Annotated in this window: 13 protein-coding genes; 3 read left to right on the top strand and 10 right to left on the bottom strand. The window is 71.9% G+C overall.

Annotated elements, in window-relative coordinates:
• Nucleotides 1-22: 22 nt before the first annotated feature.
• Nucleotides 23-937 carry a macro domain-containing protein gene (locus ACIGYR_RS37580; protein WP_399608368.1) on the top strand — a complete coding sequence of 305 codons (915 nt, stop codon included), beginning with the start codon at nt 23-25 and terminating at the stop codon, nt 935-937.
• Nucleotides 938-1020: 83 nt separating this feature from the next.
• Here the strand turns inward: ACIGYR_RS37580 and ACIGYR_RS37575 are convergent, their stop codons facing one another.
• The 8 genes from ACIGYR_RS37575 to ACIGYR_RS37540 form a co-directional block, all read right to left on the bottom strand.
• Entirely contained in the window at nt 1021-1761 is a 741-nt protein-coding gene (locus ACIGYR_RS37575; protein ID WP_391847560.1) for a TIR domain-containing protein, read from the bottom strand.
• Nucleotides 1758-3338 (bottom strand): hypothetical protein, encoded by a 1581-nt coding sequence (locus tag ACIGYR_RS37570; protein ID WP_391847559.1) that lies wholly within the window; start codon nt 3336-3338, stop codon nt 1758-1760. Before ACIGYR_RS37570 ends, ACIGYR_RS37575 begins: the two co-directional genes overlap by 4 nt.
• Before the next feature lie 21 nt (nt 3339-3359).
• Entirely contained in the window at nt 3360-4007 is a 648-nt protein-coding gene (locus tag ACIGYR_RS37565) for a hypothetical protein (RefSeq protein ID WP_399608371.1), read from the bottom strand.
• A 155-nt stretch (nt 4008-4162) separates the two neighbouring features.
• Nucleotides 4163-4702, bottom strand: coding sequence for a DUF5825 family protein (locus tag ACIGYR_RS37560; protein WP_399608374.1), 540 nt, complete (start codon nt 4700-4702; stop codon nt 4163-4165).
• Complete coding sequence (locus ACIGYR_RS37555) at nt 4699-6546, bottom strand: RiPP maturation radical SAM C-methyltransferase (RefSeq protein WP_399608377.1); 1848 nt, start codon at nt 6544-6546, stop codon at nt 4699-4701. The genes ACIGYR_RS37560 and ACIGYR_RS37555 overlap by 4 nt, the downstream gene beginning before the upstream one ends.
• Before the next feature lie 193 nt (nt 6547-6739).
• On the bottom strand, nt 6740-9283 hold the full coding sequence (locus tag ACIGYR_RS37550) for a polynucleotide kinase-phosphatase (RefSeq protein ID WP_399608379.1): 2544 nt from the start codon (nt 9281-9283) through the stop codon (nt 6740-6742).
• Complete coding sequence (locus tag ACIGYR_RS37545; RefSeq protein WP_399608381.1) at nt 9280-10758, bottom strand: 3' terminal RNA ribose 2'-O-methyltransferase Hen1; 1479 nt, start codon at nt 10756-10758, stop codon at nt 9280-9282. The genes ACIGYR_RS37550 and ACIGYR_RS37545 overlap by 4 nt, the downstream gene beginning before the upstream one ends.
• A 234-nt stretch (nt 10759-10992) precedes the next feature.
• Complete coding sequence (locus tag ACIGYR_RS37540; RefSeq protein WP_399608384.1) at nt 10993-11940, bottom strand: hypothetical protein; 948 nt, start codon at nt 11938-11940, stop codon at nt 10993-10995.
• Between the two features lie 162 nt (nt 11941-12102).
• On the opposite strand from ACIGYR_RS37540, the gene ACIGYR_RS37535 reads away from it, so the two are divergent.
• On the top strand, nt 12103-13059 hold the full coding sequence (locus ACIGYR_RS37535) for a D-alanyl-D-alanine carboxypeptidase family protein (protein WP_399608386.1): 957 nt from the start codon (nt 12103-12105) through the stop codon (nt 13057-13059).
• Nucleotides 13060-13252: 193 nt separating this feature from the next.
• Here the strand turns inward: ACIGYR_RS37535 and ACIGYR_RS37530 are convergent, their stop codons facing one another.
• The gene (locus ACIGYR_RS37530; RefSeq protein WP_391847551.1) at nt 13253-14176 is read right to left on the bottom strand and encodes an LLM class F420-dependent oxidoreductase; all 924 of its coding nucleotides are present in this window, start codon (nt 14174-14176) and stop codon (nt 13253-13255) included.
• A 237-nt stretch (nt 14177-14413) separates the two neighbouring features.
• Between ACIGYR_RS37530 and ACIGYR_RS37525 the strand changes: the two genes are divergently transcribed.
• Entirely contained in the window at nt 14414-14599 is a 186-nt protein-coding gene (locus tag ACIGYR_RS37525; protein ID WP_391847550.1) for a hypothetical protein, read from the top strand.
• A 196-nt stretch (nt 14600-14795) separates the two neighbouring features.
• Here the strand turns inward: ACIGYR_RS37525 and ACIGYR_RS37520 are convergent, their stop codons facing one another.
• Nucleotides 14796-15281, bottom strand: a complete 486-nt coding sequence (locus ACIGYR_RS37520; RefSeq protein WP_391847549.1) for a DUF6099 family protein — start codon at nt 15279-15281, stop codon at nt 14796-14798.
• Nucleotides 15282-15328 lie beyond the last annotated feature (47 nt).

The following is a 15328-nucleotide window of genomic DNA, read 5'->3' as shown; positions in this document are numbered from 1 at the left end:
GCAAGATGTCCTGGAGGCAATCATGCGATTGACCGGTCCGTCCGGACGCATCCGGCCCGCGCGGTCCCGGTTCGCACGGTCCTGGCGCGGACGGCGGGTGTTCGCGGGAAGCGCGCTCGTGGCCTTCGGCGCGGTGTCGGCCGTCGTGCAGTTCGTCGGCCAGCTGTTCCCGGGCACCGTCTCCCGGCCGGGGCCGGTGCTGGCCGGGTCGGTGGCCCTGTGCCTGGCCTGGGGGCTGGCCCGGGCCCGGCCGCAGGCTTCCGTACGGCAGGAGTTCGGGCGCCCCGGTATGACGGTGGTGGTCGAGGAGGGTGACCTGTTCGAGCAGGCCGGCCATCTGGTGGTGGGGTTCACCGACACCTTCGACACCCGGGTGGACGACGGTGGAGTCATCAACGACGGGAGTGTGCAGGGCCAGTTGCTGGCCCGTCGCTACGCGGGGGACTCGGGCCGGCTGGACGCGGAGCTGGCCGCCGCGCTGACGGGGGTGGCCCCGGTGTCGTGGGAGAGCGCACGGGACAAGCCGCGGGGCAAGCGGGCGCGGTATCCGGTCGGGACGGTCGCCGTCCTCGGTTCCCGGCCTGCGCTGGTCTTCGCGGTCGCCTACAGCCGGATGGGCAACGACTGCGTCGCGTCCAGCGGCGTGGAGGACCTGTGGCTCGGCCTGGACCGGCTGTGGGACGCCGTCCGCCGGCACGGCCAACTGGAGTGCCTCACCATGCCGTTGACCGGGGCGGGGCTCGCCCGGCTGCACGACCTCGACGAGGACAGCCTGCTGCGGCTGATCCTGCTGTCGTTCGTCGTGCACTCGTGGGAGCGGCGGGTCTGCCGCGAGCTGCGTGTGGTGGTCCGCCCCGGTGAGCTGGGGCGGATCGACCTGCCGGAGACCGGCGCGTTCCTGGCCGGGCTGGCGGCGGGCGCCCGGCGCCACGTCTGACCCCGGGCGGCGCCCCGGGTACGACGCCGAGCGGTACGGGCCCGTCCCCCGACCGTGACCGACCACCGGGCCCGTACCGCGGTTCAGCGGGTCGGCGGAGCTCCCCGCCCGGTGCGGCCGTACGCCGACAGGTGGCGGTACGGCCAGGTCTGCAGCCATTCGGAGCGGGTGTCGTCGACCGTGCAGCCCGCCAGCTTCAGCCGTTGGGCGATCTTGCGCAGGGCTGACTCCGAGCCGTCGAACCGGACGACGTTGCGGCCCGCGATGTCGGCGATCGTGCGCAGCTCGCCGACCTCCACCATCAGCGTGCGCTCCGGGTAGGCCATCAGCACCATGCCCAGCTCGATCAGCACGTTGGGCCGGGGCTGGCCGGTCGGCTCGGTCTCGTACGGCGGCTCGTTCGCGCCCCGCAGCTGAGGGTGCAGCTGGACGATGTCGTCCGGGGTGAGCAGCACGAGCGCGGCCTGGGCCTGCTCGGGAGCCTTCGCGACGACCTCGCCGAGGAAGGGCGCCGTCTTGCCGGTGGCCCTGACCAGGTCCTCCCACTCCAGCGGGCGCAGGTCGAGCAGGCGCAGCAGGTCGAACATCTTCGTGCGCACCTCCTCGTCCCGCCCGTGGACGACGAAGACGTTGCGGCGGCGGTCCGCGGACGGGCCCTCCCGGTCCGGGCGGGTGTCGGGGGCGGCGGCGGGAGGGCCGCCGTAGTGGTTCTGCGTGCCGGAGTTGGTGGTGTTGTGGTCACCGGTGACGAAGCTGTTGTTGCGCCCGAAGTCGTTCCTGCTTCCGTAGTCGCTGCTGTTGCCGCCCGTGGAGGTGTGCGTCATGCAGATCCCGCCCCCTTGCCGCCGGCCGAGCCGCCGAAGTTGTTCTGCGTGCCGGAGTTGGTGGTGTTGTGGTCGCCGTTCACGAAGCTGTTGTTGTGCCCGTAGTTGTTGAGGATGTTCGTCTGCCGGGCCTCGTGCTCCGCCAGGTCGACGTTGTGCTCGAACAGGAAGTCCCGCAGGACGTGCAGAAGTTGGCGCTCCACGATCTGCGTGTACTTGATCGTGTCCGTCTCCTGGAAGAAGACGTGGAAGCGGGTGCTGGTCGCCATCTCACGGACACTGGTGACCGCCCCGCGGTTCAGGACGGCGTCAGCGTAGCGGCCGAGGCCGAACTCGCTGGTGTCGGCCGGCTGCGGCACCCGGATCCGGTTCCTGGACCACGGCAGCTGCGGGAGCACGCGGGCACCGGCCGCCTTGGCGGCGGCCGACCGCAGGGCGGAGTGGGGCGTGCCGCGCAGGGTGTGCCAGGCCACCTTGAGCAGCACTCGCTCGTCCAGGGCGGCAGGAAGCCGGTCCACCAGCTGGAAGCTCTTCTCGATCGGCGCCAGCACGTACGAGTAGAACTCGGTGTGCAGGGTGTTCCCCTTGAGGTCGAAGCCCACGAAAGCCGTGGTGACCAGCTCCTGATTCCAGGACCCCACCCGGATGCACAGGTACTCGCGTCCCGCGTCGTAGACGTCGTCCCAGTGGCCGTCGAGCTGTTCGGGGGTCGGTTCCGCCACACCCCGGAGGGTCGTGACGGCTGTGCTGAAGGTGCTGCGCTCGACGGCGAGGCCCTCGATCCGCTGCGTCGGGCGTGCCTGGGCCCGCAGCCGGGCGGTCATGCGGTCCCCGACGTAGGCGGTCAGCTCCTCGACGGTGAAGGGCACGACCTCCTTGCGCTTGGGCTCCTGGCCGGTCGCTCCGGGTGCCGCGGCGTGCCCCGCGCCGGGCCGGTCGTCGAGCACGCCGACCGGCGCGCCGATCATCAGTTCCGCGTTGGACCAGCGGCGCACCTGCTTGCCCGCGCCGACGAACGGCTTGTAGCCGCCGTAGCGGATCACCGTGCCGTCCGAGGTCTGCTCCCGCTTGATCTTGTCGACCAGTTCGGGTGTCAGCTCGGGGTGGTCGGGGTACGACCCGTCGAATCCCCTCCCCCGGCGCGCGCCGCCGGTCGGGGCGGTCAGCCGACGCGAGAGCGTCTGCAGGGTGACGACCCGCCGCAGGAACGCGGTGACCCAGAGCAGCCAGAGCACCGCCAGCGCCGCGGTGAAGCCGTTCAGGGCGCCGACGACCATGAGAAGGAACGTGACGACGACGCCCGTGATGAGCACGGCCAGCCGGAGGCGCTGGAGCCGGCGCGCCGCCAGCGCGTGCGCCAGCACGGGAACCGCGTCGTAGCCGTACGACGGCGCCACCACCCGGTACTGGTGGGTCAGCAACTCGCGGATCACACCGGCCCGGTAGACGGGGTCGAGGTAGGTGCCCGCGCACAGCAGCCGGGTGGCGTTGCTCGTCGCGTCGGCGGCCGGACGGCCCGGGACCGGACCGTCCGGTTCCGGCGCTGGAGCGGGCACGGTGAGGAAGTCACTCGCCATTGTTTTCTCGCTCCGCTCTGTTCAGCCGGTGGGGCTCATGGAGGCGCCGGTGATGACCCCGTCGACCACGGTGTACCGGCCGCTGTACGACTTCTGCGTGCCGTCGGTCTGCTGGGCGAGGAGATGCACCCAGACCGCCTCGCCCTGGACGGAGTCGACGGTGACGTCGTCCCGTGCGGTGGTCGCGTAGCCCGACACGAAGGAGGTGTAGGACACGTCGAGGTTCTTGCCGCCCAGGTCCCAGGCGGTCTGGTAGTCGCGCTCGTTGATGGCTTCGAAGAAGCGGTTGACCGTCCCCTCGGGGCCGGTCGTGCCGTCGGTCGCCTCGGTGCTCGCGGCGCTCGCGGTGTCGGTCGGGATCGGGGCCGTGTCCGTGGCGTCGGCGCCGTAGCTGGGGTCCGAGGGCTCGGTGGTGTAGTACGCCGTGGAGGCGTCCGGTGCCGGCGCGTCCGCTGTCGACGGGTCGTATCCGCCGGAGTAGCCGCCCGAATAGCCGCCGTTGCCGTCGAAGGAGGGGGCACCGGAGCCGCTGCCGTCCTCCGAGCCCACATGGGGCACGATGGCCATGAGCAGGATCAACAGAAAGGGGACACCACCGATGATCAGCGCGTATGTCCGCTCCCTGCCGCCACTGGGTAACAGGCTCGGCGGCTCGTAGGTGTGGTTCATGGGTCCTCGCAACTCCCGGCAGAGCGCCGGGACGTGGCTTGTTCCGTCGGTATGACGACAGTCACTCTGCCCGACATCCGCCGCTCGGGAGCCGGTTTCGCGCTTCCGATGCGCTTCCGATCCGGTCGTGGGACGGGGCGGCGGCCCACCGGGGCTCAGATCGCCGTGCACGGGACCGGCCACCGCCGGACCCGCGGTGGCAGGGTCACCGCCCAGCCTCCGGCGGCCAGGACCAGCCGCTCGGCGGCCAGCAGGCCCAGCGCCTCGTGCCCGACGGAGTCCAGGGCGTCGACCGGTGTGGGCTCCAGGAGCCGCAGGAACGTGTCGTGGAGACCGGGATGGTCCAGGGTGAGCCGTGCGGCCGTGCCCCGCTCCCGGCGGTCCAGGACGGTGACGAAGTCCGGGCCGCGCCGGTGGTAGAGGGAGCCGTGCCGGTAGGCCGCCCGCCAGGCCGTCAGCTCTCCCGCATCAGGAGTGAGTTCGGCGGGCGGCGGAAGGTGGCGCAGCAGGGCCGGGTCGTACGACGGTGTGCCCGCCGCCCGCCAGCTCACCGGCAGTCCCAGGCCCTGGCACTCGCGCAGGAACCGCACCGCCTGCGCCGTCTCGTGGCCGGTTCCGCTGAGGTCCAGCGGCTCGGCCGTCTCCACCCGGCGGCCGGTGAGCCGATGCGGCACGGCTCCGGGCAGCCCGCTCATCCGGCCCCCTCGGGCAGCCGCACCGGCTCGCCCCAGGTGGGCAGCGAGACGTAGGTGGCGCCGTCGCGGAACACCAGGCCGAGCTCCCACGCCTGTGCGACCCAGGCGTGCAGGTCCCGAGCCGGCACCCCGTGACCGTCGGCGGTCAGCAGGCGGTGCAGTGCGGGCACGGTCCGGCCGTCCTCCAGGTGACGCAGGGCCTCGGCCCGCCAGCCGGTGAAGCGGTGAGTGGCGGGCGGACGGCCGTGCCGACGGTCGTGCACCAGCAGCTGTGCGCCGTCCTCCTCGAACAGCAGCCTGGAGTGCGCGTGGCCGGTCCGCCATGCGGCCACCGCCTCCTTCAGCCGCCGCTCGGACGGCCCGGCGACACCGGCGGGTTCGCTGTCGAACAGGTAGACCAGGTCGGTGAGTTCGTCCTCGGGCAGGTCGTAGACGTGCTGGTACATCTCGGCCGGGCGGCGCTTGCCGAAGCCGAGGCCGGGGTCGGTGAAGTGCGGGCTGAACCGCTCCAGCTGGATGCGGTGGGCGCCGCTCGGCGGCTGGAGGTGGACCAGCGCGGGGAGCTGGTCGATGACGGGCGTGTAGTCGTCGGCGGTCTCACCGGGGAAGCCGTACAGCAGGTTCCAGGAACAGGTGAGGGCGTGGTTCTCGCACTCGCGCAGGGTGCGGACGTTACGGGCGGCGGTGACGCCCTTGTCCATGAGGTCCAGGACACGGCTGCCGAGGCTCTCGATGCCGGGCTGGATGTGCACCGTGCCGGAGGCACCGAGGAGCCGGAGCTGGTCGGGGGTGAGGTTGGACTTGACCTCGTAGTGCAGCCGCAGGTCCCAGCCGCTTGCGACGACGCGGGGCAGGAAGTCGCGGAAGTAGGCCATGTCGATGATGTTGTCGACGGTGACCACGTCGAGCAGGCGGTGGCGGCGCACCAGCCGGTCGATCTCCGTCCACAGCCGCTCCCCCGGTTTGGCGCGGAAGGTCATCGCGGTCCCGTTCAGGCCGCAGAAGGTGCAGTGGTGCTTCTCGCCCCACCAGCAGCCGCGGGCGCCCTCCACGACCAGCTTCGGGTGGATGTACTCCCGCACCGGGGAGGCGTCCAGGGCGGCCTGCCACTGGTCGTAGTCGGGCGCGGGTATGTCTGCCGGGGCCACGGTCCGCCGGCTTTCCGTATTGGCCCGCGACACCGTGCCGTCCCACCAGCACAGGCCGGGGACGTCCACGGGGTCGGTGCCCGCGTCCAGGTGCCGCAACAGGCCCGGGAAGGCGTACTCGGCCTCCCCGCGGACCACGTGGTCGACGAATGGGTGGTTGCGGTGCAGCGCGTGACCCATCGGGCCGTCGCAGTTGCTGCCGCCGAGAACGACCGTCAACTCCGGTCGGCGCCGCTTGAGTTCGCGGGCCAGGGCGAGCGACGGCACGTTCTGCATGAAGGTGCTGGTGAACCCGACGACGTCCGGCTCGCCCGCCAGCACCTCGGTGGCACAGGCGTCGACGAAGGGCGCCGCGTACGGCCGCATCGCCATGGCCGTGTCGATGAAGACGTCCCGGCCGGCCGCGTAGTCCCGCAGCCGGGCCACACCCCAGCCGGCGTCGTCGTACAGGGCTCCGGAGAAGACCCAGTCGCCGAGGCCGTGGAAGATCGCGTCGCTGCCGACCTCCACGTAGTCCCCCGGCCGCAGCCGGCCGCCGGAGTGCTCCAGCAGGAACTCCGCCCAGCGCAGGGAGCCGTGGAACTCGGTGACCTCGTCGCCGGGGCGGGCCTGCCGCACGATCCGGTTCAGCAGCCCCAGTTGCAGGGAGGGCAGGTCGAGCGGATGCCACGGCATCGTGACCAGGTGGACGCGCATGCTCAGCGGGTCGGCCGCTTCTCCAGGATCGCCGGCCGGCGAGTGGTGCTCTGCCGGTCCTCGCGGACCACGATCTTCTTGATCTCCACGTCCGTCACTCCCCTCGCGGCATGCGAACACCCTTGTGCCGCACGGCCGTCCACCATATGGACCACAATGTGTGCGACACAAGGGTGTGGTGTGACCGAGGGAGTCACAGGCGCGGGTCGACCGGTTCCGACTCCAGTGCCAGCACCCCGAACACCGCCTCGTGCACCCGCCACAGCGGTTCCCCGCCGGTGAGCCGGTCCAGGGCCTCCAGGCCGAGGGCGTACTCGCGCAGGGCGAGCGACCGCTTGTGGTTCAGGAACCGCTGCCGCAGCCGGGCGAGGTTGTCCGGCCGGGTGTACTCCGGACCGTAGACGATCCGCAGGTACTCGCGGCCCCGGCACTTGACGCCGGGCTGCACGAGCCGGTTCTCGGCGTTGCGGACCAGCGCGCCGAGCGGTTTGACGACCATGCCCTCGCCGCCCCGGCCGGTCATCTCCAGCCACCAGTCGACGCCCGCGCGGACCGACTCCGGGTCACCGGTGTCGACGTACAGCCGCCGGGTGGTCCCCAGCAGTCCGCTGCCGTCGTGCTCCACCAGGCGGTCGATCAGGGCCAGTTGTTCGTCATGCGGCAGCACGGCAAGGTTGCGGCCCTGGGCGGCCAGCAGCTGGAAGGGGGCCAGCCGGACCCCGTCCAGACCCTCGGTGGTCCAGCAGTAGCGGCGGTAGGCGGCCGTGAACGCGGCGGCGTCCGCGGCCCGTTCCCGCTGCCGGCCGAGCAGGCCCGCAACGTCGGCGCCACGCGCGGCTGCCGCTTCCAGGGCGGCGAGCGCACCCGGGAACACCGCGCCGGCGGCGGCGCCCACGGCCGCGTACTGGCCGCGCAGCAGCCCCGCGGCCTTCAGTGACCACGGCATCAGTTCGGCGTCCAGCAGCAGCCAGTTGGTGCCGAGTTCGTCCCAGAGCCCGGCGTCCGTGACCGCCGAGCGCAGCCGGCCGAGGATCTCCTCCGTCATCCGCCCGTCGTCGAAGAAAGGCCGCCCGGTACGGGTGTACAGCGAGCCCGTCGGACCGTCCACGCCGAAGCGCCTGCGCGCCGCCTCCGCGTCCCGGCACACCAGGGCCACGGCCCGCGAGCCCATGTGCTTCTCCTCGCACACCACCCGCGCGACCCCGTCCCGGGCGTACTGCGCGAACGCCTCCCGCGGGTGTTCCAGGTAACCGTCCACCTGCGAAGTGGCCGTGGGCGCCATGGTCGGCGGCAGGTACGGCAGCAGGCGGGGGTCGGCGGCGAAGCGGCTCATGACCTCCAGGGCCGCCGCCGCGTTCTCCTCGCGGACCGCCACCCTGCCGGCGTGCCGGGTCTCCACGGCCCGGCGGCCGTGCACGTCCGCCAGGTCCAGCGGCCGGCCGTCGTGCCCACCGGGCGCCTCGGTGCGCAGCGGCTTCGCCGGCTCGTACCAGACACGTTCCGCCGGTACGTCGACCAGCTCGCGCTCCGGCCAGCGCAGCGCGGTCAGCTTGCCGCCGAAGACGGCGCCGGTGTCCAGGCAGATGGTGTTGTTCAGCCATGTGGCTTCCGGCACGGGCGTGTGGCCGTAGACCACCGCGGCCCGGCCGCGATAGTCCTCCGCCCACGGGTACCGCACCGGCAGCCCGAACTCGTCGGTCTCGCCCGTGGTGTCGCCGTAGAGGGCGTGCGAGCGGACCCGGCCGGAGGTGCGGCCGTGGTACTTCTCCGGCAGTCCGGCGTGGCAGACCACGAGCCGGCCGCCGTCCAGGACGTAGTGGCTGACCAGCCCGTCCAGGAACCGCCGCACCTCGTGCCGGAACTCCTCGCTCTCGCCCTCCATCTGCGCGACGGTCTCGGCGAGCCCGTGGGTGTGCTGGACGCTGCGGCCCTTGAGGTGGCGGCCGTACTTGTTCTCGTGGTTGCCGGGCACGCACAGGGCGTTGCCCGACTTCACCATCGACATCACGCGGCGCAGCACACCGGGGCTGTCCGGGCCGCGGTCCACCAGGTCGCCGACGAACACGGCGGTACGGCCCTCCGGGTGCACCCCGTCGGCGTAGCCCAGCTTCGTCAGCAGCGATTCGAGTTCGGCGGAGCAGCCGTGGATGTCGCCGATGATGTCGAAGGGGCCGGTGAGGTGGGTCAGGTCGTTGTACCGCTTCTCGGTGACGACGGTGGCGTGCTCGGCCTCGGCCACTCCGCGCAGGACGTGCACCTTGCGGAAACCCTCGCGCTCCAGGTGCCGGAGCGAGCGGCGCAGTTCGCGGATGTGGCGCTGGATGACCCGGCGGGGCATGCCGGCCCGGTCGGCGCGGGCCGCGTTCCGCTCGGCGCACACCTCCTCCGGCACGTCGAGCACGATGGCGATGGGCAGCACGTCGTGCTCCCTGGCCAGTTCGACGAGCCGGCGCCGGCTGTCCGCCTGCACGCTGGTGGCGTCCACGACGGTGCGGCGGCCGGCGGCCAGCCGTTTGCCGGCGATGTAGTACAGGACGTCGAAGGCGTCCGAGGTCGCGCTCTGGTCGTTCTCGTCGTCGCGGACCAGGCCGCGGCAGAAGTCGGAGGAGATCACCTCGGTGGGCTTGAAGTGCTCGCGGGCGAAGGTGGACTTGCCGGAGCCGGAGGCGCCGACGAGGACGACGAGGGAGAGGTCGGTGACAGGGAGGACTCGTCCCTCGTGCTGTGTCGCGGTCATGCCGTCCTCGCCTCCTTCTCGGTGCTCATGCCAGGTGTGTGCCGGGTGAGAACGGCCATCTGCGTGGGTGGGCCGACCTCCGGGTCGTCCGGTCCGACGGGTAGGAACTCCACGCTGTAGCCGTGGCGTTCGGCCACCGTCCGGGCCCATGCCGCAAACTCCTCACGGGTCCACTCGAAGCGGTGGTCGCCGTGCCGGGCGTGACCGGCGGGCAGGGACTCCCAGCGGACGTTGTACTCGACGTTCGGGGTGGTCACGATGACCGTGCCGGGACGGGCCGCGCCGAACACCGCGTACTCCAGGGCGGGCAGCCGGGGCGGGTCCAGGTGCTCGATGACCTCGCTGAGCACGGCGGCGTCGTACCCCTTGAGCCGGCTGTCGGTGTAGGTGAGCGATCCCTGGAAGAGCTTGACGCGTGCAGCCTGCCGCTCGCCCATGCGGTCCAGCTTCAGCCGCCGGGAGGCGATGGTCAGGGCACGCATCGACACGTCGACACCGATGACCTCGGTGAACCGCACGTCCTTGAGCAGCGCCCGCACCAGTTCACCCTGCCCGCAGCCGAGGTCGAGGACCCGGGTGGCGCCGGACGCCCGCAGCGCCTGGACGATGGCGTCCCGTCGCTGCACGGCGAGCGGGGTCGGTTTCTCCTCCGTCTCGGTCTCTGCCCTGACGGCGTTGTCGATGTCCTCGACCTCGCTGTCGTCGGCCTCCGCGAGCCGCACCAGCTCCAGCCTCTCCATCGCCTCGCGCGTCAGCGACCAGCGGCGCGAGAGATAGCGGCTGGTGATCAGCTTCTGCTCCGGGTGCTCGGCCAGCCAGCCCTCACCGGCCCGCAGCAGCTTGTCGACCTCGTCGGCGGAGACCCAGTAGTGCTTGGCGTCGTCGAGCACCGGCAGCAGGACGTACAGGTGGCGCAGCGCCTCGGCGAGGGTCAGCCGCTCCGACTCCAGCAGGAGGCGGACGTAGCGCGAGTCGCCCCACTCCGGGAACGCGGCGTCGAGCGGGACGGGGTCGGCGGTCACGGTCCAGCCGAGCGGCGCGAACAGGCGCCGGACGAGTTCCGGGCCGCCACGGGCGGGCAGCGCGGGCACCTCGATGCGCAGCGGCAGCGGGGCGGCGGCCCGCTCCGGGCGGGCGTCGCACATCCCGCGCAGAGCGCTGGAGAACACATTGCTCAGCGCGACCGCGAGCAGCGAGGAGGCCGCGTAGGGGCGGTCGTTGACGTACTGCGCGAGTGCCGCGTCGGGTGCGCCGCCGCGGCCCTTGCCCTTCCCCCGCCGGACGAGCGCGACGGGGTCGATCTCCAGCAGCAGGGCGGCCGTGCAGCGCTCGGCGTCCGCCTGGGGGTAGAACACGTGCGCCGTGCCGTACGAGGTGGAGAACGCCTGCGCCTTGCCGGGGTGCTTGTGCAGCAGGTACCCCAGGTCGGTGGCCGGGTGCCCGGCCGTACCGGTGGTGGAGATCGTCACGAACATGCCGTCGAGTCTCTCCGGCCGGGCCGCCGCCGACCACCGGTTTTCGGGGCGGCCGTGGCCGGCCAGGGACGTGCCCGCGGCCGGCCCTGCGCGCCCTGGCCGGCCGCGGGCGCGCCGGGGCGGCCGTCCGGGAGGCATCCGGGGGCACCCGGGGGGGCCGTCCGGGAGGCACCCGGGGGGCGTCCGTGAGGCACCCGGGGGGCGTCCGTGAGGCACCCGGGGCGGCCGTTCGGCTCATGACGCGTCGGCGATGATCTTCCGGGCGTTCGCGACGGCCTTCTCGTTCATGACGCGCCGTTCGTCCAGCGCCTTCCTGTTGCCGGCGATGGCGGTCTTCTGCCGGCTGCTCTCGGCGGCGTACGCCGCCTGGATGTAACCGGTGTCGAGTTTGCACCGGGCGTCCGCGGCGGCGGTCTTCTTCTCCTTGTCCGACGGTTCGCCGGTGCCGAACCAGTCGGTGTCGAGGGACGCCTCGTCCGGATCGGGGTAGTGGAAGCCCTTGTCCTTCATGCAGTCCGACCAGGCACGGTCGGCCTTCTTCCAGTCGGGTTCCTTCTTCGCCTGCTTGCGCGCTTCGGCCCACAGCTGCATGGCGACCGAGTAGTAGCCGGAGAGCTGCACGCCGCCGATCTTCGTCGGCTTCGGCTCGGGGCCGAAGATCTTCCGGGTCGCCTGGCCCAGGCAACCGCCCTCGGGGATGGGGTTGCCGTGCGCCCGGTGACTGTCGCCGGACTCGAAGGTACCGGTGAGGGCGGTGTGCTGGTCGGCGGGCCACTCCATGGGCTGGTCCGCGGATTCCTGTTCCTGCCGCTGCCGGTTGTGGTAGCCGTGCTCGGCCGCCAGATCGGGATCGTCCACCCCGTACGGGCTGTCGTCGCCGACCTTGCTGCTGCGGGAGAGGGTGCCCTGCCGCACCGGGTACGTCGACTCGACCGTCCTGAGGTCGAGCGTCGCGAAGCCGGTGAACCCGAGCTTGACCATGCACTGCTTGGCGAGCATCCACTGCGCCGTGCCGACGGCCTTTCCGTCACCGGACGTCGGGTCCGGTATGTACGCCTGCAACGGGAACGCCTTCATGGTGTTGAGGCGGTGGGCCCCGTCGTCGGCGTCGTCGTCGCCGACGAACTGGCATGCCGACACGGCGAGCAGGCCGGTGAGGGCCAGAGGGAGGAGTTTACGCACCGGGTCATACGATCAGTCCTGGATCACGCACGCTGTGATGGAACCCACAGTTCCGGCACACGGCGTCCACAGCACGGTCATGTGATCTCCGTTATGGCCGCCCGGGCCGTGGGCCTGATGGAGTGAGCCCCCGTCAACTGACCACTGACAGAAGGGGGAACCATGACCATCGGCCACGGAACCCGGACACGATCCAGAGCCGCCGTCGCCCTGACGGCCGGCGCCGTCCTGGGCGCGGGGGTCCTCGCGACCGCTCCCGCCCAGGCGGACACGGCACCGACCGCGGCCTCCTCGGCGCGCACCGCCACGGCGGCGCCGCAGGTGTCGGCGCAGGGCGCGTACGCCATGAACCCGGCCACGGGCAAACAGCTCTTCGGCAAGGCGCCGGACGGCCGGCTGCGGACCGGCTCCACCACGAAGATCATGACGGCGCTCGTGGTGCTGTCGCAGCGGAACGTGAACCTCGAGAAGAAGGTGAAGATCAAGAAGGAGTACACGGACTATGTCATCGACCCGGTGACACACGTCCAGCGCTACTCCAGCGCGAACCTGATCCTCGGTGACTCGATGAAGGTGCGCGACCTGCTGTACGGCCTGCTGCTCCCGTCCGGCTGCGACGCGGCCTACGCGCTGGCGGACACCTACGGCACGGGCTCGACGACGGCCCAGCGGACCAAGTCGTTCATCGGCAGGATGAACAGCAAGGCGCGCGAACTGGGCCTGGGGAACACCCACTTCGATTCCTTCGACGGGGTGTCCAACGGGAAGAACTACTCCTCGCCGCGGGACCTGGCCAAGCTGGCCGGGGTCGCGCTGAAGAACAAGACGTTCAAAAAGGTCGTCGGTACCAAGGTCTACGACGACATGCAGTCGTACCGGCCCGGTGGCGGCACGCACGCCATGGTGCCGTGGAACAACTCCAACAAGCTCCTCACCTCCTACCGGGGCGCGTTCGGCGTGAAGACCGGCTCCGGGCCGGAGGCGAAGTTCTGCCTGGTGTTCGCGGCCACCCGCGGCTCCAGGACGGTCGTGGGCAGCATCCTCGCGGACACGTCCGCGGACCAGCGATTCAAGGACGCGGCGAAGATCCTCGACTACGGCTTCACCCGGCTCGGCTGAGCCGGACCGGGGGGACCACCGGGTCCCCCCGGCTCTCCGGGCTCCCAACGGCGCTCCGGGCTCCCAACGGCGCTCGGACGTCCTCGCGGCCGGCATTCCGGGCCAGGGTGGCCAGGTTGAGGCCGGGGCCGAGCGTGTCGATCCAGAAGCGGGCGGGGCCGGCCGGGCCCACCGGTGGGCCCGGCCGCGGCGGTCACGACAGCTGGGACTGGACCTGGGCGGAGATCAGCTCCAGGTGGTCCAGGTCGCCGAGGTCGAGCAGTTGGAGGTAGATCCGCCGGGAGCCGGTCTCCGCGTACCGGCCGATCTTGTCGACGACCTCGGCCGGGGAGCCGGCCAGCCCGTTGGCCTTCAGCTCGTCCACCTCACGGCCGATCGCGGCGGCGCGACGGGCCACCTCCCGGTCGTCCTTGCCGACACAGACGATGAGCGCGTTGGAGTACGTCAGATCGTCCGCCTCGCGGCCCGCCTCCGCCGCCGCGGCCCGCACCCGGCCGAACTGCCGCTCGCTGTCCTCGATCGAGGCGAACGGGATGTTGAACTCGTCGGCGTACCGGGCGGCGAGCCGCGGGGTCCGGGTGGCGCCGTGGCCGCCGATGAGCACCGGGATCTTCCGCTGCGCGGGCTTGGGCAGCGCCGGCGACTCCGTGAGGTCGTAGTACGTGCCGTGGAAGTCGAAGGTCTTGCCGACCTCGGTCGCCCACAGCCCGGTGACGATCGCGAGCTGCTCCTCCAGACGGGCGAACTTCTCCTTGGGGAACGGGATGCCGTACGCCTTGTGCTCCTCCTCGAACCAGCCCGCGCCGAGGCCGAGCTCCACCCGGCCACCGGACATCTGGTCGACCTGGGCGACCTGGATGGCGAGCACGCCGGGCAGCCGGAAGGTGCCGGCGGTCATCAGGGTGCCGAGACGGATGCGCTTGGTCTCACGGGCCAGGCCGGCCAGCGTGATCCAGGCGTCCGTGGGGCCGGGCAGGCCGTCCGCGCTCCCCATGCGCAGATAGTGGTCGGAGCGGAAGAACGCGTCGAAACCGAGGTCCTCGGTGGCCTTCGCCACGGTGAGCAGGGTGTCGTAGGTGGCCCCTTGCTGGGGCTCGGTGAAAATTCGAAGGTCCATACACCCATCCTGCACGGCGACCGCCGCGTCAACCGCGCCGGCGTCGTCGGGCACGGCCGTCCCCGGTCGGGTGAAAGTCGTCCACCCTGCGCGCGGGCCTTGCCCCGGGCCGGTGACCGGACCTCGCGGTGATCGTTGGTCCGTCGGAGCCGGACCGTCCGGCGCCCGCGCCGGACGGTGGCCGCCGTCGCGCGTCACCGCGCCGGTCGTGCCGGGCCGGGGGCCGAGGAGGCCGTCTTGTCCGAAGAGTCCGTTCCCCAGCAGGGAGGCGCCGCCGGGCGGGCCGACGACTCCACCGGTCGTCCGAAGGGGCTGCCGGAGCAGATGGAGGAGCTGATGGCGGCGCTGAACGCGGATCTGTCGGCGCTGGCGGACCTTCGGTCCGCGGGCCCCGGATTCGACAAGGCCGACGAGACGGCCTGAATCGCACACCCCGCCCGCTCACCCGCCGGACACACTTCCTCGGGCACGCACGACGTCGAGCGGTCTCCCGCGGGCGTGCGCACACCGGGCGCTCTCCCCTCGCGGGGTCAGACGCCGAGTGGTCTGCTCTCGCAGGTCACAGGCCAGGCGGTCTGCTCGCGCGGGCTCATGCGCCGAGCGCTCTGCCCTCGCGGGGTCAAACGCCGGACGGGCTGTCGTGGGTGTCCTCCGGCAACATCTCCTCCCGCGCGGCCAGTTTGCGCAGCATCTCCCGGACGCGGTCGCGGGACTCGTCGGCCGCGTCGATCGCCTCCATGCACTGCCAGTACGTCGCCTCGTCGGCAGCGGCGCTGGCCAGGCCGACCAGGGCTATGCCGACCTCGCCGAGCAGGCCGCCGAGGCAGATCAGGGTCTCGCGGGCGTCGTCCAGCTCGGTGAGCTGGGCGGCGCGCAGGTCGCCGGGGTCGAGTTCGGGCGGGTCCAGGACTCCGCAGCCCCGGCCCGCCAGCTCGGTCAGTCCCAGCGCCTCGCCGCGCAGCTCCGGCGGGCCGGAGACCGCGAGGCGACTTCCGATCGCCTGTGCCAGGGCCTGCGCCTGCCAGACCTCCGCCATCATCTCCGCCGCGTCGGCACCGCCCGCCAGGGCTCGCCTGCCGGTGAGGATGAGCCGTATCGCATCCATGTGTTGCCCCCGTTCACCCGCCGCGTCATCTCGCACGGCCGCCTGAA

Origin of the sequence: Streptomyces sp. NPDC053076, from assembly GCF_044546845.1 — a bacterium.
Classification (GTDB): Bacteria; Actinomycetota; Actinomycetes; order Streptomycetales; family Streptomycetaceae; genus Streptomyces.
The sequence above is the reverse complement of the archived record's forward strand: the minus strand, read 5'-3'. Positions and strand labels throughout refer to the sequence as shown.